The following is a 22737-nucleotide window of genomic DNA, read 5'->3' as shown; positions in this document are numbered from 1 at the left end:
TTCAGAGGTTTAAATGAATAACATTCAACATAGTAGTGCAGCAAGGTTTATGTCAGCAAGGCAACACACAAAAGGTTTTACCTTAATTGAGTTGGTGATTGTGGTGGTGATTTTGGGCTTGTTGGCCGCCACTGCGTTGCCCAGATTGTTAGATGTTACAAAAGATGCTGAAGATGCTACCGTCGATGGTGTTGCAGGTGGTTTTGCTTCTGCTGTTGGCCTTGTGCGAGCACAGTGGGAGTTGGAAGGGCGCCCGCAAGAAAATAACGGGACTAATTCTACTTTTGTTTCTATCAACGGTATTCAGATTGGGGTAGACAAGGATACGGGTTATCCCACAGGCCAGTTAGATACCGATAGTAGTTCGGAAGACAATCAAGTGAGCACCTTGGACTGTGAAAGTATTTTCAATTTGATTATGCAAAGTGCACCAACTATTTCTTCAGATTGGGACAATAGACCCTTTGACAATTATCGTTATTTTACTAATCTTCGAGCGGGGACTGGCGCAGGGGGGAATGACGTTTGTTATTATTATTTAACGCAAACGATCAAAAACCAAAGTAGTGAACCCAATGACAATTTAAGTGGCAATGGCTTTATTTATGATCCACGAATAGGCCAAGTCATTGTGTTTAGTAATAATTAATCATACCTTTGGATAAGACGAGATAATTATAGATGCTGGTATACGCTAAGCTTTTAGTGTTATAAACCAAGGTTATAGCTGAAAATATTAAAATTTCTTTTGAGGACAGCAACATGCAACAGCAAAAAGGTTTTACATTAATCGAACTTATTATCGTCATTGTGATTTTAGGCATCTTAGCCGTCACTGCTGCGCCTAAGTTTCTTGATATTCAGAATGATGCCAAAGGTGCGACCATTAGCGCAGTAGAAGCGTCATTAAAATCAGTAAATTCAATCGTGTATGGTAAAGCCCTAATTGCTGGCGAAACAGCAGCAGCTGGCACTGTTGCCGTAAATGGAAGTGACTACGATTTAGTTAATGGTTATTTGGCTGCAGACCAAACGACATCTGGTAGTAATATTCTTAATCTGTTAGAGCTAGACGGTGAATTTGCTCCAAGCTCAACCTTAGGAATAGACAGCGCAGGAAGTGGAAGTCCAGCTGCAGGTTCGATAGCGTTGACTTTTTACGGTTTTGATGACACCAGTTATGACTATTCTAGCTCTGATGCAGGCTGCTTTATTTTGTATACCGATGCTGCTTCTGGTGCAACCCCCACTATCACCGCCAAGACTGATGGATGTAATTAACCGTCATCAATCTTGATATTTTTTAGGCCATTAAAGTGATTTTAATGGCCTTTTTGTTAAATACGACAAACTCGTGATGTGTATGGGACCTAAACCAAGGGCTGGTCAACAACGTGGTTTTAGTTTGGTTGAACTTATTACTGTCGTTATTTTGATAGGTGTACTGTCGGTTTTCGTTGGCAGTCGTTTTATTGGTGGTAATGGTTTTGCTGAGTATGTTTATCAAGCGAAAGTTATTGCAGTATTACGAGTCATGCAAACCCGAGCAATGCATGACACCCGACCTGGTTATTGCTTTCAAGTGAATTTTGATTCCTCGCCTTCTTCCTTTGGGCCGCCATCATTAAATTACACCGGTGGTGCCAGTAGTGATACCTGCAGTACTATCATCGACACCACCAATCCAGATAATCTATTCACTAGTGACGCTGAAATGTTGGCCAATAATGTGTCTTTTAGCGCCGTCACAGATGGTAGTGTTCCACTTGATTTTATTGGTTTTGATAACTTGGGACGGCCTTTAACTGCAGAAACAAACTGTGCAGCGGGTTGTAAAATTGATGTCCTAGGCGAGAAAACGGTGTCAGTGTGCGTAGAAGCCCAAGGATACGTGCATGCTTGTTAGCCATTCACGCCTTGATGGCGGATTTAGCTTAATCGAATTAATAATAGGCATTGTGGTTTTTGCTGTAGCCTTAAGTCTGTTTGCTGCTTTGATTGTGCCGCAAGCGAGTCGAAGTGCAGATCCTATATTGCAAGTTAGAGCGACTGAACTAGCGCAATCGATGATGAATGAGATATCGAGTAAATCATTTGATCAACAATCTTCTAGAGTAGGCGGCGAAGCCCGCTGCAATGAAAACGCCAATCCCTGCACAGCGTCTAACAGCTTAGGTGCTGATGGCAGTGAGTCGCGGACACATTATAATGATGTTGATGATTACAACGGCCTTGACGAAGAGGGCGCTGATATCAAAAATAGTTTCGGAACAGAGGTAAGCCTTGACGGTGATGCCCTTTATCAGGGCTTTCGTGCTCAGGTTGTGGTTTATTATGATGACAACATGGATGGCGTTGATGATGCTATCAGTTCAGGTAACAGCAATTATGTGGGTAATACGAAGTATATCCAAATTTCTATCACAAGCCCCAGTCAACAAGCCCTTATCTTTAGTAGTTACCGGAGCAACTACTGATGCCCAGAGTTCCACGTTTTCGTGATAAACAATTCGGTCTAACACTTATTGAATTAGTCACGGTCATTGTAGTGTTGGCGATAGTATCGATTGGTATTTCCGCTTTTTTACGCAAAGGGTTTGAAATCTATGCGGGTACAACTGAGCGTGATCAATTGTTGAGCGAAAGTCGCTTTGTGATAGAGCGCTTAAATCGAGAACTGCGTAAATCGATCCCTAACAGTTTAAGAATAAAACATGATCTCAGCCAAGAGGTTCAGTGTTTAGAATTTGTACCAGCCGAATGGGTGGCGTTTTATACACGGATACCCGTTTTTCCGGATACCGATTTGCGTGCAAGAGTGGTGGAGATAGCGGGCAATACCGCGCAGTTTAATTTACAAGCGAATGATTACGCCTTTGTTTACCCCACAACTGATGCTGATATTTACGCTAGCGCCAGTGAAAAACGCCGTTCTATTTTAGCTTGCTCATCTAATATTGACGCTGATAATGACGGGCTAGCGGATGGTGACGGCAACTGCAATACCGTAGGCAGCAGCAGTAATGTAGTAGAGTTAACAGTGGATGATAGTTTTCAAGGTCAGTCGCCCGCATCTCGGATGTACTTTGGTCGCAAGAGCGTCAGTTTTTGTGTGAATGATGACACTATCTCTCGTCATGAAGATACGATTAAAACCGAGCAAACCTTATATTTAACAGGGGGGGACGTGATGGCTGAAAAAATCAAAAATGATCTAAGCCAGACAACTCAACTACCTTTTGCAATGTCCGGCGCAACGGCAGATCGCAATGGTCTAGTGAATATTAAACTGGCTTTTGAATTGAACAAAGAGCAGATTAATTACAATCTTGAAGTGCATATTCCCAATGCGCCTTAACATAAGATACTTACATGGTCAGAGGGGCAGTCGCGGGAGTATGTTGGTCTTGGCCTTGTTTGTTATTGTGGTTATGGCTTTTTTGGGCGTGGCAATGACAAAATTGTTATCCACAGCGAGTGAAGCAGTGAGCTATGAAGTGTTGGGTCAAAGAGCGCTAAATGCCGCTAGAACAGGCATTGAATGCCAATTGGCTGTCACATTTCCCTTATCAGATCCTCAGCCAGCTTATTGCGTAAGCCCCGCATCTTATTCTTTTGGCGATGTGCCAGGCCTTGAAAATTGTGCCTACAATACCTCGGTGGTGAGTAAAGTGGTACAAGATGATTTAATTATAAAAAACTACTATCAATTTACCAGCACCGGACAATGTATCGTGGGCAAGATAGTGGTTAGTCGCACACTTTACATCGATGCGATGCTGTAAAAGGCGGAAGGCTTAAGATGCAGAATCCAGCTTGGCAAAAGAGATTTCAACGAAACTTAAACAACGCCTTATCGCTTTTGTTGCTGTCACTCTTTTGGTCAGTATTTGCTGCTGCAAGCTCAATCAAAGGGTATCTGACGGCAGACAACCGATTTGACGTTTATTTTAGCACTGATGATAGTGTGCGCGGGGTTTATCTGGGGTCTGGAAGTGACTGGCGTACGACATATACCTTCGATTACAACTTAGATAATAATAAAAACTATTATCTGCATATTGTCGCTAGAAATGACGGCGACATTGCTGGATTTATCGGGCAGTTTAATCTCAGTGGCAGTGGACACGTCTTTGGTAATGGGCAATCTGCGGTTAATAGCGATGTTAGCAATTGGAAAGTGAGTAAAACGGGTTGGGGTAATTATACTGCCCCTTCGCGTATTCAAGGTACTAATGGAGTCAGTCCGTGGGGAACCAGACCCAGTATATCATCCAGCGCCAGCTGGATTTGGACCTCGGCCCCTTATAGTGACAGCTTAGTGTATTTTAGCTTGCCTATCAGAACCCAATCGACTACGCCTAGCTTGCCGCAATGTAATTCGGTTTTTCCTTCTGTGGCGCAAAGTCATGTGTCGTCAGGGCAGTTGTATATTGATGTTGGGGCTAAATTTATTGCGCCACCTTCCACAGCTTTACCTTTTTATCGCGTTAATGTGAATAGTCCCATTGGGACAAGTTGTGACACTGCTGAATGCAGCGCAACAGGCTCTGCCGCTGCAAGTTTAACCTTGCCCAGCTTTCCTGCTAATTCCAGTACACGTAACTATATCGTAACAAATGGTACCTTGGGGCAAGGGATTGCTGATACTAATTTCTTTGGTGATATTTATATTGATGGCGGTTATGGTCGATTTTCGTCTGATTTTTCGACGTATTATATCAGGAAGCTGATAATTCAAAATCGTGGGAAATTGTATCTAAAACCGGGTACCTATTGGGTTGAGCAGCTTACAATGGATGGAGCGAGCAACCAAGGCGACCTTCAAATAAATGTCGAGGGAGCAGGAGAGGTTTATTTATATATAAAAAATAGTGCGGTATTAGGCTCGAAGACCGAAATTAATGGTTTGCGCGAGAATGCAGCACTGAGCTTAAATTTGTATAACAATTTTACCCTGAACAGTTATGCAAAAGCGTCTGGTTTGATTTACGTTAATGGCAATATGATTGCTGGAAGTAGCACTGTAGTAAGTGGGGTAATGTCGAGTAACAATTTACAGTTAAATCCGTATGTCCAGGTACGGTACCAAAGCAGTACTTTAAACGATTTTGATTTTGCCAAGGTTTGCGAAAAAGCGTCTAGCAGTAACTTAATCGCATTTTACAAATTTGAAGCGAGCGATTGGCAAAACAGCAATAGCGTACAAGATTCATCGTTGAACGCTAATCATGGCTCACCTTTGGGCGACGTTAGTTCTCAGTTTCCGATGGGTGATCAAAAATCCTGTAGAGTGTTAGATGTGCCGAGCAGTTCATCTGTTATTAGTAATACCGCGTTAAACACCAATATTAATGTAAAAAATGATATTGGCTCCAGAGGAACAATCTCCTTTTGGTATCGCAGTAATGCGCCTTGGAACGACGCAATCGCCCGGCAACTCTTTGACGCTTCAACTTGGCCTGCCGATGACGTTGTATCAGCCAAGTGGTTTTACATGAGTTTGAGCAGCGGTATCTTACAATTTGGCATTGAAGATACCAATGATGATGATTTAGTGGTCAGTGCTACCGGCCTGAACTACGCCGCTGATGACTGGGTACATGTCGCCGCCACGTGGGACATGCAAGTAGGCAAAGTGCAGCTTTATCTCAATGGCAATCGTGTTGCCACACGGATATTATCAAATTTAAGTGGGCAACTCCCCCCACTAAACACCTTGTACATAGGCGATAACCGAAGTAATTATATCTTTGTTTATCCTGAATACACGCCCAGTATCGTCAGCACACAAAACTCTGCCAACGGGCAATTTGATGATGTCAGAATTTATAAAACTGTGCAGGCAGACAGTGACATTGTTGGTGATATGAACAGCTTGGCGCCCTGCGATTTTGTTGACCATTTTCGGATTGAACATGATGGTCAGGGCTTAACTTGCGAAACAGAAGTTGTCACTATCAAAGCATGCACAGACAGCGATTGCACCGATGCTGCACTCTACGACCAATCGACCAGTCTAACTTTGTCGCCGGGCACATGGAACGGAACAGATACCGTCGACTTCGTTGGTTCTACAGCAGTAAATTTAAGCATTGTGACCGCGGGCAGTTATACTTTGAGCAAAACGGGATCATCAATAGACGCCCCCTTACGCTGCTTTAAAGGGAGCGTTGAAACCTGTGATATCGAGTTTGTTGACGCTGGTTTTGAGTTTATTGGTGCTACTGCAAACGATAAAATTTTACCCGATCAGGTAGCTGAAACTAACTTTAGCAATATTCAACTGCGAGCGGTGCAAAATACCAATGGTGTGTGTAAAGCGGCACTTAATGGCAGTCGGGCGATTACCTTTGGCTATGATTGTGACTCGCCTAATACTTGTTTAACACCATTGGCCGCTATTCCCATTAGTAATGCGAATGGCGAAAGCACAGGCAGCGTAAATTTGAGCTTTAATTCTGATGGTATAGCTTCGTTGAGTAGTCTCCAGTATGGAGATGCAGGCCGCTTAAAACTCAGTGCTCAAACCACCTTAAATGGTGCGCAGATTATTCGTGGCACAGGATTTGTTGATGTGTATCCAGCCTATTTACAGCTTAACGTTTCACCAAATACTCTGATATTAAGCGGTGCGGGTGACTCAGGTGTATTTACTGCGGGTGCGCCCTTTGAATTTCACATTGGTGCCTATGGTGCACTAGATAATCTTTTACCCAATTACCAACCTGAGCAACTGAAACTAAAAGTCCAGCGGCTTGCACCGCTGGCTGTAGGCACAGTCGATGGCCAATTCAAATACGGTGGAAGCGCCAGTGCTGTGATTAACAGCAGCCTTGATGCGCAGGGCTTTAGCGCACTTGATTCGCTCGAATTTAATCAAGGCGTGTATGCTTTTAATGGGGCCTACTACACAGAAACAGGCCAAATAAGCTTAAATGTCATGGATGTCAGCTATCTCGGTAACCCTATCCGTGCTCGCAGCGAGGTGACTTTAGACCCCTTTATACCGGCGTATTATGCAGTCGAAGCGCTGTCTAGCTCGCCTAGCTTGCTTAATGTGCAAACGCATTTTACGTATGTAGGCCAAGCTATCTCATTTTCACAAAATCCAATTGTCAAAATTGCCGCTAAAAATGCATTGGATGACACCACTCTCAATAATGACTCTTCAGCGTGGTTACTGCGTCCTTCAGCACTTGATTTGACTTACATTGATAAGAGCGTTTATGGCGGTGACTGGACCGTTAACAATAGCCCTACACCTTTAATCGTTGGAGATAATAATTACGATGGGTCGGTGTTCGTTGAAGTATCCGGTACCACTATTACCTACAATAAAGTAGATGAAAATGGGGTTATGCATAGCCCCGTAGATCCCTTTGGTGCACTACTAGATATCGTATTAACTGTGCCATTTTTTACCGATATTAACGGGGTATGTTTTCGTGATAATTATGCGGATAACACCTGCAACGATTTTACGTATAGCGATGTGAGTGGCGCTGATTTACGTTTTGGTCGATTTAATATGAATGGGACGCATGGGCCGGCTGCCGATTCTTTAACGGTGCCGTTCTCTGCGCAGTATTATCAAGGTGGACAGTGGCTGACGAACACCTTAGACAGTGATAGCCTCATTAATTTTAGTGAAGCCAATGGGCAATTATTGTTAAGTAAACGCGGTAATGCCAGCGCAAATGATCTGACCGGCTTAATTGACTCCGTAAGTAGCTCAGGCTCATTGTTGTCGGGTGTACCAATGAATAATAACGATTTTACTCTCAGTGCCCCGGGCCAAGTCGGTGAGGTGCTATTGAGGCTTAATCCAGTGCTTACTCCTTTGGCGTGGCCGAGTTATCTTAACTATGATTGGAATGCCGACGGTTATATTTGCAACGAAGCCAGTACTTGTCTGGGTTCAGAAGGGGTAGATTATCCCAATGCCGTGATTACCTTTGGGCAATTTAGGGGGAATGACCGGGTTATCCAATGGCGTGAGATATTCAACTGACATTGGTATCAGCTTTGTGAATGTTATTAAGTTAAAAGGCTCCGGCGATACTCGTATGGCCAGAACAAATTTAATATAGCGTGACCTTAATGAGCTGCTCAGTCGGCCCGTCGTCATTATCATGTAATAAACACAATAGCTTATTATTTCACCAGTCTTGCTGCGGATTGGGCTGAATTTCTAGAAACTAGTTAATTTATTTGCTCAAACCCCGCTTTTTATGTTTTTGTTTTACCTGTTTGCTTGCCCATTCAGGGGGCTATTGGTAAAGTTGCTGATTATCTCTCTCACCAACTAGGATGCGGTTTCTTCCATGTTCAAAAAGCTTCGAGGAATGTTTTCCAACGATTTATCAATCGACCTCGGCACAGCCAATACGCTTATTTATATCAAAGACAAAGGTATCGTCTTAAATGAGCCTTCGGTTGTGGCAATTCGTCAAGAAAGAGCAGGGGGACCGAAAAGTGTTGCTGCTGTGGGGACTGAGGCCAAACGTATGTTGGGTCGAACGCCAGGTAACATAAAAGCAATTCGTCCGATGAAAGATGGGGTAATTGCCGACTTTTATGTGACTGAAAAGATGTTACAGCACTTTATCAAACAAGTTCACGATAATAATTTCTTACGTCCAAGTCCTCGTGTTTTGGTATGTGTGCCTTGTGGCTCTACCCAAGTAGAGCGCAGAGCGATTCGTGAATCAGCATTGGGTGCCGGTGCGCGCGAAGTATTTTTGATTGATGAGCCAATGGCCGCTGCAATCGGTGCAGGTTTACCTGTATCAGAGGCAACAGGTTCCATGGTAGTTGATATAGGTGGCGGTACCACTGAAGTCGCTATTATCTCGTTGAACGGTATTGTGTATTCGTCATCAGTGCGTATTGGTGGTGATAAATTTGATGAAGCCATTATTTCTTATATTCGCCGTAACTTTGGTTCACTTATCGGTGAAGCAACGGCCGAGCGCATTAAACACGAAATCGGCGCAGCTTATCCTGCTGAAGAAGTCAAAGAAATTGAAGTACGCGGACGTAATTTAGCGGAAGGTGTACCCCGTAGTTTTACCTTAAACAGCAATGAAATTCTTGAAGCCTTGCAAGAGCCTTTAACGGGTATTGTTTCAGCGGTTATGGTGGCATTAGAGCAATCGCCGCCTGAATTAGCCTCTGATATTTCTGAGCGCGGCATGGTACTCACCGGTGGTGGTGCCTTACTGAAAGACTTAGATCGTTTATTAATGGAAGAAACGGGTATTCCTGTTGTCATAGCAGATGATCCGCTTACCTGTGTAGCACGAGGCGGCGGTAAAGCTTTCGAAATGATTGATTTACACGGAGGCGATTTATTTAGCTACGAATAACTTCTTAATCAAGGTGGCTTGATAGCCAAAGAGTTCAAGTCACCTAACTGGCATTACTTTATGAATCCGATTTTTTCTTCAGGTCCCTCGTTACAAAACAAGCTTGCCTTTGGCTTGATTTTATCTGTTTCGCTTATCATTTTTGATCATAAATTTAACGGGTTTGGGACCACCCGTGTCTACCTCAATTCTTTGGTTAGTCCCTTGCAGTATCTAGCCAATTTGCCCGGTGAACTCATTGATGCCAGCCTAACCCGCTTGTCTTCTCATGAACAACTCCTTGATGAAAATGCCCAATTGACCTTGCAAGCAACCTTAATGAGCCAAGAGTTGCAGCGCATGACATTTTTAAAAGAAGAAAATAGCCGTTTACGGCGCTTGTTAAATTCTCCTGCTAAGCAACACACCCGTAAAGAAGTAGCTGAACTGATGGCGGTAGATAACAATCCCTATAGTCATCAGATCTTGATTAATAAAGGCGCGTTAAATGGCGTCTACGAAGGCCAAGCGGTACTGGATGAAAACGGCATTGTTGGTCAAATCATGCAAGTTAGTTCAACCAATAGCCGAGTATTGCTGATCGCAGATATCACCCATGCTATTCCAGTGCGAGTAGCACGCAATAATTTGCGTTTGGTCGTATCAGGCTCTGGTAGTTTAGATGAGTTGCACATTCAGCATGTATCGCACAGTGCCGACCTCAAAGAAGGGGATTTACTACTTTCTTCCGGTCTAGGTAGAGTGTTTCCTGAAGGGTATCCCGTAGCAGAAATTACCTCGATTGTACGTGATGAAACCCGACCTTTTGCGGTTGTACGAGCCAAACCAGTAGCCCAACTTGACCGTTTAAAATATTTGCTGCTTTTATGGTCTGAAGACGACGAAAATAGCCAAATAAGCGCTGAGGAGGAAGCCCCCTAATGCAATTTAGAGCATATGCCATTGCCCTTAGTCTGCTGTGTGCATTGGTATTACAAATTATGCCCATGCCTGCATCCGTTGACCTGTATCGTCCTGAATGGGTATTGCTGGTATTGAGTTATTGGACCCTTGCCCTGCCCCATCGCGTTAACATCGGTATTGCGTTTATCAACGGTCTTATTCTTGATATTTTATTGGGCTCTAGCCTTGGTGTTCACAGTTTAGCGATGTGTGTCAGTATCTATGTATTGGCAGCCAACTATCAACGTTTGCGCAATTATTCGGTCTGGCAACAAGCTATTGTTATCGGGGTGACATCTGCTTTTTACAACCTGATCGTATTTTGGTTGCAGCATATGCTCACCGATGTTTATTTTCTCATTACCTACATGTGGCCTGTAGTGAGCTCGATGGTGATCTGGCCTTGGCTATTTTGGTTATTGCGTAAATTGCGCCGCCAGTTACGCTTAAGTTGATTTGCCTATGTTATTACTAGCCTCACAGTCTCCCCGTCGAGCTGAATTGTTACAACAAATGGGTATCGCGTTTCACACCTTGCCCATAAACTTAGACGAAACACGGTTTACTCATGAACCACCCCAAGATTACGTCATGCGTCTGGCTTGTGCTAAATCAGCCCTAGGCTGGCAGAATTCAGCGCAAGACATGCCGGTGCTTGGTGCTGATACTATCGTGGCAATTGGTCAAGAGGTTCTGGGTAAGCCGCAAGACCAAGCCGACGCTCAGCGTATGTTAAGTTTACTGTCTGATAATACCCATTATGTGTACACCGGACTTGCTATTACTACGGATACTGGGCAAGTTCATTGTGTGGTGTCTACCGAAGTTAAATTTGGGCCCTTATCAGCGCAACAAATTAGCGACTATTGGCATTCGGGTGAGCCTGTGGATAAAGCGGGTAGTTATGCAATACAAGGCATAGGTGGCCAGTTTGTACAAAGTATCACAGGCAGTTATAGCGCAGTGGTAGGTTTACCATTGTTTGAAACCCGCCAACTATTAAATAAAATAGGGTATAAGCCATGAGTGCAGAACTACTGATTAATGTGACGCCATCTGAGTCTCGTGTTGCTCTAATTGAAAATGGTATTTTACAAGAAATTCATATTGAAAGGCACACCAAACGTGGTCTGGTGGGCAACATCTATCGCGGAAAAGTAAGCCGTGTGTTACCTGGCATGCAGGCCGCTTTTGTGGACATTGGCCTAGATAAAGCCGCCTTTTTACACGCTTCGGACATTGCGATACACAGTGAAGTAGAAGAAGAGGTGTCTACCAGCCACATCATTAAACGCGATATCCGTGAGTTAGTCAGAGACGGACAAAACATTGTGGTGCAAGTGGTCAAAGACCAAATTGGCACCAAAGGTGCGCGCTTAACCACCGATATTACCATTCCTTCCCGTTATTTGGTGTTTATGCCAAGTGTCACTCATGTTGGAGTATCACAACGTATTGAAGACGAAAATGAGCGTGAACGTTTAAAATCCTTAGTACAGTGTTTTTGCAGCGAAAATGGTGGTTTTATCTTACGCACCGCTGCCGAAGGCGTAAAAGAGCAAGAGTTAGTGCAAGATGCCGATTTTTTGCGCCGTTTGTGGGAAAAAATCCGTTCAAGAATGAAAAACAAATCGCACATTTTGTATGAAGATTTGCCCTTAGCTCGTCGTGTTCTGCGTGATTTTGTGGGCACAACCCTTGACCGTATTCGTATTGACTCGAAATTGTCTTTGCAAGAGTTGCAACAATTCACTAAAGAATACGTGCCAGAGCTGAATCGTTTACTTGAATACTATCCGGGTGATCGCCCTATTTTTGATCTGTACGATGTAGAAAACGAATGTCAGCGCTCCTTAGAACGTCGAGTCGATTTAAAATCCGGTGGCTATTTGATTATTGATCAAACTGAAGCCATGACGACCATCGATATCAATACTGGTGCTTTTGTTGGTCATCGTAATCTCGAAGAAACCATCTTTAACACCAATATTGAAGCCACCTTAGCCATTGCTCGACAACTACGCTTACGGAATTTAGGCGGCATGATCTTAATCGACTTCATTGATATGACAGACCAAGATCATCAACGTCGCGTGATGCATAGTTTAGAGGCAGCTACCGCAAAAGATCGGGCTAAAATTAATATCCATGGCTTTACTGCGCTGGGCTTAATTGAGATGACCCGCAAAAGAACACGCGAAAGTTTAGAACATATCTTGTGTGGCGAGTGTCCTGTCTGTAAGGGGCGCGGCTCAATCAAAACAGTCGAAACAGTTTGTTTTGAAATTATGCGAGAAATCGTTAGAGTGAATCGCGCCTACGACGCTGACAAATTTGTGGTGTACGCCTCACCTGCAGTAGCAGAAGCCTTGCTAGGTGAAGAATCACACATGTTGGCCGAATTAGAAGTTTTTGTGACCAAACAAATTAAGGTACATACTGAATTGTTATATAACCAAGATCAATTTGACGTTGTGATGATGTAAGGAAACTCATAGAGCAACATGCGCAAGCCTTCATTTTATGTCGCCTACATAGTCAGAAAAATCTGGGCTTTATTTGCTCTGAGCTTAGTCGTGGTCGCCGTAGCGCTCAGTTTATTACGCTTTTCGTTGCCTTACCTCGATGAACAAAAACACGTTCTTGAGGACTATCTAAGCAAACAGTTTGAAACAGAACTTAGCATTGGCACTATCACCGCTAAATGGCAAGGTACGGGCCCAGCTATTGTGTTGAAAGACGTGATATTAGTGCAAGACCCAGAATCTCCGGTGCAGTTGGATATAGCCGAAACGGTGATTGAATTAGACTTTTGGGATTCAATACTACAACGGCAATTTCAGTCTAATAAGTTTGATTTACAAGGCATGCGGATCACCCTTAATTTAGGCTCGTTACGACAAGAAAACAGTGACTATCCCATTGTTGCGGCACTCGAAAAACTATTTTTGCAACAACTGCAGTCGTTCTCTATTAGTGATAGTAGTTTTGTTCTCATTACCCCAAATGACAGCCAAACCGTGTTGATTGACCAAGTGTCGTGGATCAACAAAGAAGGGCGGCACCAAGGTAAGGGGCAAATGCAAGTAGAAGAAATTGCCCGGAACTCAGCTTCATTTATTCTTGATTTGCACGGCAAAGACGAAGACTTGTCTGGAACCTTTTTTGCTAAAGGTGAAGAGTTAGATTTATCACCTTGGATTAATCAATGGTTACTCACCCCATATCAATTAACTGAAAGTCGTGGCAGCTTTGTTATGTGGGCCAGCATTGGGCAAAAAGCGCTCACCTCTATCCAGTTAGATTTGTCGAATAGTCGTTTTAGTTGGGCGGTGGATGACGAAACGATTCAAGCTGCGGTGCTGGGCGGACAAATAAACGCCGCGCCCGACGGCAGTGATTGGGTCATGAATTTAGACCACTTTATGCTGCAAATTAATGATCAACTGACAAACACCAATTGGCTGAGTAAGGTAGATGAGCATGGCAATGTCACGATTGCTAACGCAGAGCCAATTGATTTAAGCCCTTATGTGGCGCTCACTCCGCTGTTATTAGATTCAGCAACCAGTGACTTGATTAAAAAATTGCAGCCTAAGGCCCAACTCGACAACCTGCAGTTAGGCTTGAGTTTACGGGACGGGCTCAATTTACAGGCCGATTTAAGCACAATTTCTTGGCAGCAACTCACTGCGGTGCCTGGTTTGACTGGGGCTAAAGCGAATATTACATGGTCAAATAATAAGGGCAAAATACGTTTGCAAAGTGACGACAGCACTTTGGCTGTAGACCAACTTTTACCGCAGAATATTGATTTTTCGACGTTAACGGCCACCCTGTTTTTAGATGCTAGCAATGATGGCATTGTTCTTAGCAGTGAAGATATTAAGCTGCAGAGCAAAGAAATCAATCTCAGTCCGCAGTTTTACTTTAACAGTAAAAACCAGTTTTTAAGCGTTAGTGCCAATGTGGCCAAAATGGACGTGGCAGACCTTCAGCATTATTACCCCGCAGAATTGATGGGTGCAGATACGCAAGCGTATTTAACTGATGCCCTGAGAACAGGCACAGTAAAAGGCGCACAAGTGCTGTGGTTTGGTCAATTGGATCAATTTCCGTTTAAACAGCAGCAAGGTATTTTTCAGACTAGCGTGGATATTGAAGACGGTAATTTGCGTTTTGCCAGTGAGTGGCCAGCTTTAAGCGAATTAGATATTAATCTGTTATTTGAGAATGAAGGGCTGTGGATGACAGGCCGCAAGGAATCTGCTGTACATGGCAAATTACTGGATGTGAAGTTAGCCAACTTGTATGCCGCAATACCCAGTTTATCCAAAGGTGCGGTGTTAACTATTGATGCCAAAGGCTTAGCCAGCGGTCAACATGTTCGCGATTTAATGGCGCAAAGTAGCTTGGCGAATAGTTTAGGGCAAGCGCTGCAACAAGTGCAGATAGATAATCAGTTAGAGGCGACACTGAAGCTGGTTATTCCTTTAGCTGAGCCAAATGTGGTGGCCAGTGGCAAGGTTAAACTCGCTGATAGCAACGTTATTATTACCAGTTTAGGTATGGAATTAGAGCACGCACAGGGCCAGGTGAGTTTTATTAATGACAAGGTCACATTTACGGATTTAAACGCTACATTGTTGGGGCAAGCAGTCAAGGCGTCTTTTACCGGTCAACAGCGAGATGAGCAGTATCAGGCCGATATTAAACTACGTGGAAATTGGCAGGCACAAGCCTTATTTGATGAGACATTTCCAGCCATTGCCACTTACCTTAAAGGTCATAGTCAATGGCAAGCTGATGTTGCCCTGAGCTTGCCGGAAGAGGGCTATGAATATAGTGCTGTCATAAAATCTGATTTAGTTGATCTGAGCTCGTCTTTTCCTGCCCCTTTTGATAAAAAAGCCAGTCAATCTCGCTCTCTTATACTGGAAGCGAAAGGGAATAAACAAGCCACTACAGTCAAACTAAACTTAGGTGATAAGGTCAGTTTTAGCGGCAATTTACCCCATGAGAGTATGCAGTTTTCACGTGCGCACTTGGCTATTGGGGAGTCGGATTTAGTCGGCATGGGCTTAGGTTTTAGTATTTCAGCAAAAGTTGAACAACTGGATGCCGATGCTTGGTATCAAACCATCAGCGACTTACTGTCTCAAACCGAACAGTTAGGCGATTCTTCACCGGTTTTAGACGCTCCTAAACGTGTTTTTGTCAGTGCAAACACGGCCTTGTTGGCGGGACAAAAAGTAACAAATTTAGAAGTCGTAGCCAAAAACACCAATGACAGTTGGTTACTTGATATCAATGCCAAAGAAACACGCATGGAAGTGGCTTTATACAAAGATTGGTTAGGCCAAGGCGTGAATATCAATGCTGACTTTATCGATGTTGCAAGCTGGCAAAGCACGAGTGAAACTGACGAGCCTCAGGTTAAGCCAGAGCTTGACCCAAATCGCTTCCCGCCCATCAATTTCTCTTGTCAGCGATGCAGTATATTAAACAACGATTTGGGCAAGATAGATTTTGTGTTACAGCGCAGTGCAAATGGTATGCATATTGATAGCCTAAGGTTGAATAATAGCAATGGTGTGTTGTATGCCGAAGGTGATTGGTTTATCAATCAAGGGCAAAGCAGTACACGCTTAAAAGGTGAGTTAAGTAGCAGCGATTTTGGTGCCTTGTTAAAAGGTTTTCAATTTAATTCGGGCATCAAAGATTCAAATGCATCAGCTAAATTTGATTTAAGTTGGCAGCAAGCGCCCTATGAATTTAATTTTGCGACCTTAAGTGGCAATATGGATTGGCGTTTAAGTGATGGCTATTTAACTGAAATTACGGATAAAGGCTCGCGTATTTTTAGCATTCTGAGCTTGGACTCTTTGGTGCGCAAACTAAAGCTCGACTTTAGAGACGTGTTTGCGAAGGGCTTTTTCTACGACAAAATGACCGGCTCATTTCAAATTCAAAATGGCCTGGTGGATACTCGCGATACTCTGGTTGACGGTGGTGCGGGAGAAATCACTATGTTGGGCTACACCGATTTAAATAGCCAAGAATTAAATTATCATATTTCATTTGTGCCCAAAGTAACGTCAAGTTTACCTGTCATTGTGGCGTGGATGGTCAACCCGGCAACGGCCTTAGCAGCATTAGCACTGGATCAAGTGTTAACCTCTGCAAAGGTGATTTCAAACATAAAATTTTCGTTAACGGGTACCTTTGATGAGCCGGTGATTGAAGAATTAGGCCGCGACAGTAAAGAAATTACTTTGCCCGCGCGCACTGCGCCAACTAGCGGTGAATCAAACCCCAGTATTCAAGGCAGCAATATTGATAGCCAGCCGGTTAGTTTGCAAATAGTGCCAGAGGAGTTAATCAGTGGCTAAACTTGTTGCCGTACAAATGACCTCAAGCCCTGTGGTGGCCGACAATTTAAGATTTGTCGAACAACAATTACAGCAACTTGAAGTAAATGAACCGACTTTAGTGGTATTGCCAGAATGTTTTGCGTGTTTTGGGGCTGGCGATAAAGCCATCTTAGGCATCGCTGAAACACCGCATGATGGACCTGTGCAAAGCCAGTTATGTGCTTTGGCAAAAAAGTATGGCATTTGGCTGGTGGCAGGCAGTTTTCCTCTTAAATGTGCGACATCAGATAAGTATACCGCGTCAAGTTTGCTGATTGATGACTTGGGGCATGTGCAGGCCGAATACCAAAAGATCCATTTGTTTGATGTGCAAGTAGCAGATAATACCGGTAGTTATTTAGAATCTCGCACTACTGAGGCTGGACAAAATGTAGTGGTAGTGGATACCCCCTTTGGTAAATTGGGTTTGGCTATTTGTTACGATATCCGTTTTGCCGGACTGTTTCAGGCTATGAGTCAATTAGCACAGCTTGATATGTTGGCCTTACCTGCTGCCTTTACGCAGTTAACTGGTCAGGCACATTGGCACGCATTGATAACTGCCAGAGCGATTGAAAACCAGTGTTATTTAATCGCAGCTAATCAAACGGGTGAACACGCTAACCAACGGCAAACCTATGGCCACTCCAGTATAATTTCACCTTGGGGTGAGACCTTGGCGCAATTAGCCACAGAAACAGGTACAATTAGCACCATTATCGATACTCAGGCGCTAACGACAATTCGTCGCAATATGCCTATTGCTCAACATAACAAATTCAGGAGTTACCTTGTCTAACTTGGTAGAAGCAAACTTACTCGACGCCTCAAATCTCAATCGTTCATCATTGTCTTCAGCTCTGGATATTATTTATCAACATGACAACGATTTTGCTGATCTGTATTTTCAGTCAAGCCAGCATGAAACTTGGGCATTGGAAGACGGCATTATCAAAGAGGGGAGTTATAACATCGAACGGGGCGTTGGTGTACGTGCCGTGAGTGGTGAAAAGACCGGCTTTGCCTATTCTGACGATATTTCGCCTGAAGCCTTGATAAAAGCAGCGACAGCAGCGCGTACTATCACGGGCGCCGGTGGTAAACATAAAGTTGCACCCATCAAAGAAACTAAAATCGATCCCCGCTATTACCAACAAAACCCATTATTGGGTATGCAAGAACAAGAAAAAATCGCTCTGTTACGCGCAGTTGATGAGTACCTGCGTAGAGAAGAACCCGGCCTAACCCAAGTTAGCGTGAGCATCAGTGGTGTATATGAAGAAATCCTGATTGCTGCTACTGACGGTACTTTTTGTACCGATATTCGCCCGTTGATTCGTTTGAATTGTTCAGTGTTAATGGAAAAAGACGGCCGCCGTGAAAAAGGCAGTTCTGGCATGGGTGGACGTTACGCATACGATTATTTTGTACAGCAAGAAGATGGCCGTAAACGCTACGAACAATTAGCCGATGAAGCGATTCATATGGCAAGAGTGAATATGCAAGCTATAGCCGCACCGGCTGGACAAATGCCAGTTGTGCTGGGTAGCGGCTGGCCAGGTGTTTTACTGCATGAAGCAGTCGGCCATGGTTTAGAAGGTGACTTTAATCGTAAAGGCGCCTCTACCTTTAGTGGCCGTATTGGCCAGCAAGTGGCTGCGCGAGGTTGTACTATTGTTGATGATGGCACTCTGGCTAATCGTCGTGGTTCATTGAGTGTAGATGACGAGGGAACGCCAAGTCAGTACAACGTATTGATTGAAGACGGTATTCTTAAAGGTTACATGCAAGACAAACTTAATGCCCGTTTGATGGGGGTGAAACCCACTGGTAATGGTCGCCGTGAGTCTTATGCGCAGTTGCCCATGCCGCGGATGACCAATACCTACATGTTAGCAGGTCAGTACTCGCCAGAAGAAATCATCGCCTCTATCGATAAAGGCATATACGCACCTAATTTTGGGGGTGGGCAAGTCGATATCACCTCAGGTAAATTTGTCTTCTCTACTTCAGAAGCGTATTTAATCGAGAAGGGAAAAATTACTAAACCTATTAAAGGCGCAACCTTAATTGGCAATGGCCCAGAAGCCATGCAAAAGGTCTCAATGATAGGTAACGATTTGTCATTAGATAAAGGTGTAGGCGTGTGTGGTAAAGATGGTCAATCAGTACCTGTAGGTGTGGGGCAGCCTACCCTCAAGGTTGATGAATTGACTGTTGGCGGTACTGCATAAAGTTAAAGCGGCTTTACATTATCCGTATTATTGCGGCTATCAATCTACGTTGCTTTTGAGCCACAAAGATAGCCGCACATTCTTCAAGTCCACGAGTTTCTGGCGAAAATAACCACACTTGATGTCTACCGGCACAAAGTGCTTTTATTGCTAATTTTACCCTATGAATACCACTTTCACTGCGATTGCCCAGTGAGTTTGGCAGGGTTTATTGACAAAAAAGGATGAAATGCAGGCACGACCGTTTTAAAGTGATGCAAACCCCTTCTAACTAAGCTATTTGCTATGTTCACTTTGTTTATTTCAATTAATCAAAACAAGGCTTTACTACTGAGCGCGTTAGTCGCAATGTTAATGAGCTCTGGGTCTGTTGCTCAGGATATTGACGACGCTTGTATTCTAAAAATAGTCAAAGAAGCAAGCGATACCTTAACCGTGGCCGAAATAAGACGACAGTGTATTAAAGCGACAATTGCTGAAGTTGAAATTGCAGATACCACATCTGTAGAACCTTTAATTATGACTGGTGCGCTACACGATCGGATCATGGGCGAAAAAAAGACTGAATTAAATCCCTACGTTATTACGCCCCATCGCATGACCTATATTCTTCCAGCCCTGACCACAAACTCGATTAATAAACATGCTTACCGCAGTCTTGAAGGCTTTGAAGAGAATTTAGAAGATATTGAAGCCAAGTTTCAAATCAGCCTCAAAGCCCCGCTTAATAGAAACGACCTATTTATTGAAGGCGACGGCGTGTACCTTGGTTTTACCCTACAAGCGTGGTGGCAAATATACGCCCAAGGTATATCAAGGCCATTTAGAGAGACTAACTATCAACCTGAAATATTCTATGCAGCGCCATTGGGTTTTCATCCATTAGGCGGTAATACCGGAGTGATGGTTGGCATTGAGCACCAATCGAACGGCAGAGGCCAAGGCTTATCGCGAAGCTGGAATCGCATCTATAGTAATTTTCTCTTTGAAAAAGAAAATTTTGCGCTCTCCTTTAGACCTTGGATAAGGCTGTCAGAGAGTCAGAAGCAGTATGAACTCGATCCAGATGGTGACGATAATCCTGACATTGAAGATTATATGGGCCATTTTGAATTAGGCATGGCGTATAAATGGGACACCATTGAAGTCAGTTTTTTGGGTAGGCGGAATGTTGATACTAACAAAGGTTTTATAGAGATTGGTTTCACCTTTCCATTATTGGGAAAACTAAAAGGCTATGTTACCGCGTCTGATGGTTATGGAGAGAGTTTGATTGATTATAATTATCGGCAAACGCGTTTTGGCCTGGGTATTGCCTTAAACAATATTCTATAGCGCCCTGATGATTGCAGCCCGCGTTACCCCTTAAAGTAAGTTTATTGACAAGGTTAAACTTGAACTGTTTTGTTTCGGTGTTGTTACCGTAACGCTGACTGTCGCTTCACTTGCAGGGTCCTCATCAGTTAGCGTGTTTGTTAATTCAAATCTTGTGATAGTGCCGCCAGGCACAGAGGTATTAGCTACAGTTTGTCCCTCGATGATTGCTAAGGAGCCTTTATTTGTCGTCATGCTAACGGTGGTATTTACCGGCATAGGGTTTGCGTTTTCATCGGCAATAAAAACAACAAATTGGGCTGTTTCCCCTCGTGCTATAGAATCTTTTGGCGAGTGCGTGACTGCGCTATGGTTGCTCGCTAGGGTGTCGTTGTTTTTATTTACGACATCAATATGGGCGTCTTTACCCGACATCACCAATACCAGTGCTTTGCGCACATGTATGGTATCTGCACGTAGTTGACATAAATTTGAGGCTGCACATTGAGGCCCGCTAAACAGTGAGTCTGCTTCGTCAAAGGCGCCATTATTATTGTAATCATAAAAGAATTCATTGCTAGAACGTAAATTATCTTCGTTGTCATCCCGCCACGATTCAGACATGTCGATAAACCCAGAACTGATATTTTGATAGTTGCCTAAGCCACTGGATACATTTTGAATAACCACAGCGCTGCCATCTTCATCGTCAAATGTGTTATTTCCATTACTGTCAATAAACGATTCATGCCCAACCGAAGTGGCCAATATACTGACTCTGCCGTCATGAGGTCTTGGCGCTGCGCTGGTCCAAGTCACACTACACGAGCCATTAGTGATTAAGCATTGCGAGCTTATTTGGCCGCCTTCAGCAGTGAAAAGAACTGCAGTTCCATCGGGCGCGGGATTACCAAACGTGTCGGATAATCTCGCCGTAATGGATATTTGCTCACCATCAAAATGGAGTGACTCACTGTTGAATAAATTGCTACTAAGTGAAAACCCGCGTTGAGTTGGGAGGCCAGTGCTGACTGTTATTAGCTCGGATTGTGAGGTAATAATTTCGCCATTTGCCCCGATAATGCTGGCGTTGATTCTAAGTGAAGTAGGCACAGTGCCGGCAGTAAGCTCAACACTTACTATGCCATTTTCATCACTTAAAGCGGAAGTTTTATTGAGGCTAAGTCCACCAATCTGAGTTGATAATGAAAAATGCACCTCTTGGCCTGCCAAGGCAATATTATTGGCACTATTAATGGAAAACGTGGCAATGGTTTTTGCTTGAGTGGTGTTATCGGCGGTATTGAACATAACAATTTGGGCAGCACTAAGCGCCGAAAAACGAATACTGCCGATTGCATCGGGCAAAATGTCGACATACGCGATGGCCGTGCTGGTGGTATCGTCAATAGTCACTGAAGCCGTAATCTGATCGCTTGTGCCACTATTACCGCCGCAACCTCGGTCAATAAAGGTATTGCTGACCTGACCATTGACGGTAACTAACGACTGACTTAGGCTTGCCAAGTTGGATTCAAGACAGTTAGAACTAAAGCTAACGGGAGTGGCCTCTTGCACTCTAGCAAAATTGGCATCAACCAATACCGCTGTGACATCAATGGCACCGCCTGCACTTGTTTGCGCAATACCATTGACGTCAAAGCTGATGCCTAATTTACCTTCAACAAACTGTCCATCAGTATCGAAATAACCAAGCTTGTAAGACACAAGATCTAAATTGTTGTCAGCACCACTATTATTAAAAGGATCGGTGCCATTGTCGCCAGAAACACCTCCTCCGCAGCTCAATAAACCGCAAGTGATGATAAGCATCAAAAAATGCTGTGCGTACTTCATCATGCTATTTAACCATTAATGGCTTGCTGTAAATATTTGAAAAGCTCTCTTGCAGCTTTTGGCGGCTTGTTACTGGCCTTTTCTTTGTTTGCCTGACGTGACAATTGACGTAACTTTTGTCTATCAAGTAAGGGGTACTTTTCAACGGCCTCTGCGATTTTCTCATCGCCAATGTTGATGATGTTATCACGCAGCACTTCTATTTTGTGAAAAGCAGCGCTTGAGGTTTGATGAGCCGATTTGATCACCTGAACCGCTTGCTCAATAGCCACATTGTCACGCTGGCGCATCATCTTGCCGATGAGTTGCAACTGGCGGCGAAACCCTTCTTTTTTACCGGTAATTCGACGAGCTAACATCACCGCATCTAACAGTGCCTCGTCCATGGGGATCTTTGCCAATTCAGTGGGGCTTAACTCAATTAGGGATACACCTAATTTTTGCTGGTCAAGCATTTGCTGTTTTAACTGGGTTTTACTCAGAATTTCCGTTTCGTCGTCTATTTGAAAATCGCTTTCTACATCTTTGTGCTTTTTAGGGGCGGCCATGGCATGATCTTTAGTGTTACACTATGGGTAGATTGTAACCTTGAAAGCACTATTAATA

At 43.8% G+C, this 22737-nt stretch carries 18 protein-coding genes; 16 read left to right on the top strand and 2 right to left on the bottom strand.

Features of this window, described 5'->3' with window-relative positions; translation table 11 throughout:
- Window positions 1-13: 13 nt before the first annotated feature.
- From ACEN2L_RS06995 to ACEN2L_RS06920, 16 genes are all read left to right on the top strand, one after another.
- Window positions 14-649, top strand: coding sequence for a type II secretion system protein (locus ACEN2L_RS06995; RefSeq protein WP_441742801.1), 636 nt, complete (start codon window positions 14-16; stop codon window positions 647-649).
- A gap of 113 nt (window positions 650-762) precedes the next feature.
- Window positions 763-1281: a prepilin-type N-terminal cleavage/methylation domain-containing protein gene (locus ACEN2L_RS06990; protein ID WP_441742799.1), complete on the top strand. Its 519-nt coding sequence runs from the start codon at window positions 763-765 to the stop codon at window positions 1279-1281.
- 82 nt (window positions 1282-1363) lie between these two features.
- Window positions 1364-1906 carry a type II secretion system protein gene (locus ACEN2L_RS06985; RefSeq protein WP_441742797.1) on the top strand — a complete coding sequence of 181 codons (543 nt, stop codon included), beginning with the start codon at window positions 1364-1366 and terminating at the stop codon, window positions 1904-1906.
- The gene (locus ACEN2L_RS06980; RefSeq protein ID WP_441742795.1) at window positions 1896-2477 is read left to right on the top strand and encodes a type IV pilus modification PilV family protein; all 582 of its coding nucleotides are present in this window, start codon (window positions 1896-1898) and stop codon (window positions 2475-2477) included. Before ACEN2L_RS06985 ends, ACEN2L_RS06980 begins: the two co-directional genes overlap by 11 nt.
- Window positions 2477-3358 (top strand): PulJ/GspJ family protein, encoded by an 882-nt coding sequence (locus tag ACEN2L_RS06975; protein WP_441742793.1) that lies wholly within the window; start codon window positions 2477-2479, stop codon window positions 3356-3358. The genes ACEN2L_RS06980 and ACEN2L_RS06975 overlap by 1 nt, the downstream gene beginning before the upstream one ends.
- On the top strand, window positions 3348-3785 hold the full coding sequence (locus tag ACEN2L_RS06970; RefSeq protein ID WP_441742792.1) for a hypothetical protein: 438 nt from the start codon (window positions 3348-3350) through the stop codon (window positions 3783-3785). Before ACEN2L_RS06975 ends, ACEN2L_RS06970 begins: the two co-directional genes overlap by 11 nt.
- Before the next feature lie 17 nt (window positions 3786-3802).
- Window positions 3803-8014 carry a DUF6701 domain-containing protein gene (locus ACEN2L_RS06965; protein ID WP_441742791.1) on the top strand — a complete coding sequence of 1404 codons (4212 nt, stop codon included), beginning with the start codon at window positions 3803-3805 and terminating at the stop codon, window positions 8012-8014.
- A 313-nt stretch (window positions 8015-8327) separates the two neighbouring features.
- A complete protein-coding gene (locus tag ACEN2L_RS06960; RefSeq protein ID WP_068373934.1) occupies window positions 8328-9371 on the top strand; it encodes a rod shape-determining protein in 1044 nt (347 codons plus the stop codon).
- Window positions 9372-9431: 60 nt separating this feature from the next.
- Window positions 9432-10292 carry a rod shape-determining protein MreC gene (mreC, locus tag ACEN2L_RS06955; protein WP_306020871.1) on the top strand — a complete coding sequence of 287 codons (861 nt, stop codon included), beginning with the start codon at window positions 9432-9434 and terminating at the stop codon, window positions 10290-10292.
- On the top strand, window positions 10292-10768 hold the full coding sequence (gene mreD / locus ACEN2L_RS06950; protein ID WP_306020872.1) for a rod shape-determining protein MreD: 477 nt from the start codon (window positions 10292-10294) through the stop codon (window positions 10766-10768). The genes mreC and mreD overlap by 1 nt, the downstream gene beginning before the upstream one ends.
- A gap of 7 nt (window positions 10769-10775) precedes the next feature.
- Window positions 10776-11339: a Maf family protein gene (locus ACEN2L_RS06945; protein ID WP_441742788.1), complete on the top strand. Its 564-nt coding sequence runs from the start codon at window positions 10776-10778 to the stop codon at window positions 11337-11339.
- Window positions 11336-12799: a ribonuclease G gene (rng, locus tag ACEN2L_RS06940; RefSeq protein WP_306020874.1), complete on the top strand. Its 1464-nt coding sequence runs from the start codon at window positions 11336-11338 to the stop codon at window positions 12797-12799. The genes ACEN2L_RS06945 and rng overlap by 4 nt, the downstream gene beginning before the upstream one ends.
- Window positions 12800-12817: 18 nt before the next feature.
- Window positions 12818-16705, top strand: a complete 3888-nt coding sequence (locus ACEN2L_RS06935) for a YhdP family protein (protein ID WP_441742786.1) — start codon at window positions 12818-12820, stop codon at window positions 16703-16705.
- The gene (locus tag ACEN2L_RS06930; RefSeq protein WP_441742784.1) at window positions 16698-17525 is read left to right on the top strand and encodes a carbon-nitrogen hydrolase family protein; all 828 of its coding nucleotides are present in this window, start codon (window positions 16698-16700) and stop codon (window positions 17523-17525) included. The genes ACEN2L_RS06935 and ACEN2L_RS06930 overlap by 8 nt, the downstream gene beginning before the upstream one ends.
- A complete protein-coding gene (gene tldD, locus ACEN2L_RS06925; RefSeq protein ID WP_306020879.1) occupies window positions 17518-18960 on the top strand; it encodes a metalloprotease TldD in 1443 nt (480 codons plus the stop codon). Before ACEN2L_RS06930 ends, tldD begins: the two co-directional genes overlap by 8 nt.
- Window positions 18961-19245: 285 nt before the next feature.
- A complete protein-coding gene (locus ACEN2L_RS06920) occupies window positions 19246-20295 on the top strand; it encodes a phospholipase A (RefSeq protein ID WP_441742782.1) in 1050 nt (349 codons plus the stop codon).
- Between the two features lie 30 nt (window positions 20296-20325).
- On the opposite strand, the gene ACEN2L_RS06915 is transcribed toward ACEN2L_RS06920, so the two are convergent.
- Entirely contained in the window at window positions 20326-22134 is a 1809-nt protein-coding gene (locus tag ACEN2L_RS06915) for a hypothetical protein (RefSeq protein ID WP_441742780.1), read from the bottom strand.
- 5 nt (window positions 22135-22139) lie between these two features.
- Window positions 22140-22679, bottom strand: coding sequence for a ribosome biogenesis factor YjgA (yjgA, locus tag ACEN2L_RS06910; protein WP_306022249.1), 540 nt, complete (start codon window positions 22677-22679; stop codon window positions 22140-22142).
- Window positions 22680-22737 lie beyond the last annotated feature (58 nt).

The sequence above is a fragment of the Flavobacterium sp. W21_SRS_FM6 genome, from assembly GCF_052119645.1.
GTDB lineage: Bacteria > Pseudomonadota > Gammaproteobacteria > Enterobacterales > Alteromonadaceae > Paraglaciecola.
The sequence above is the reverse complement of the archived record's forward strand: the minus strand, read 5'-3'. Positions and strand labels throughout refer to the sequence as shown.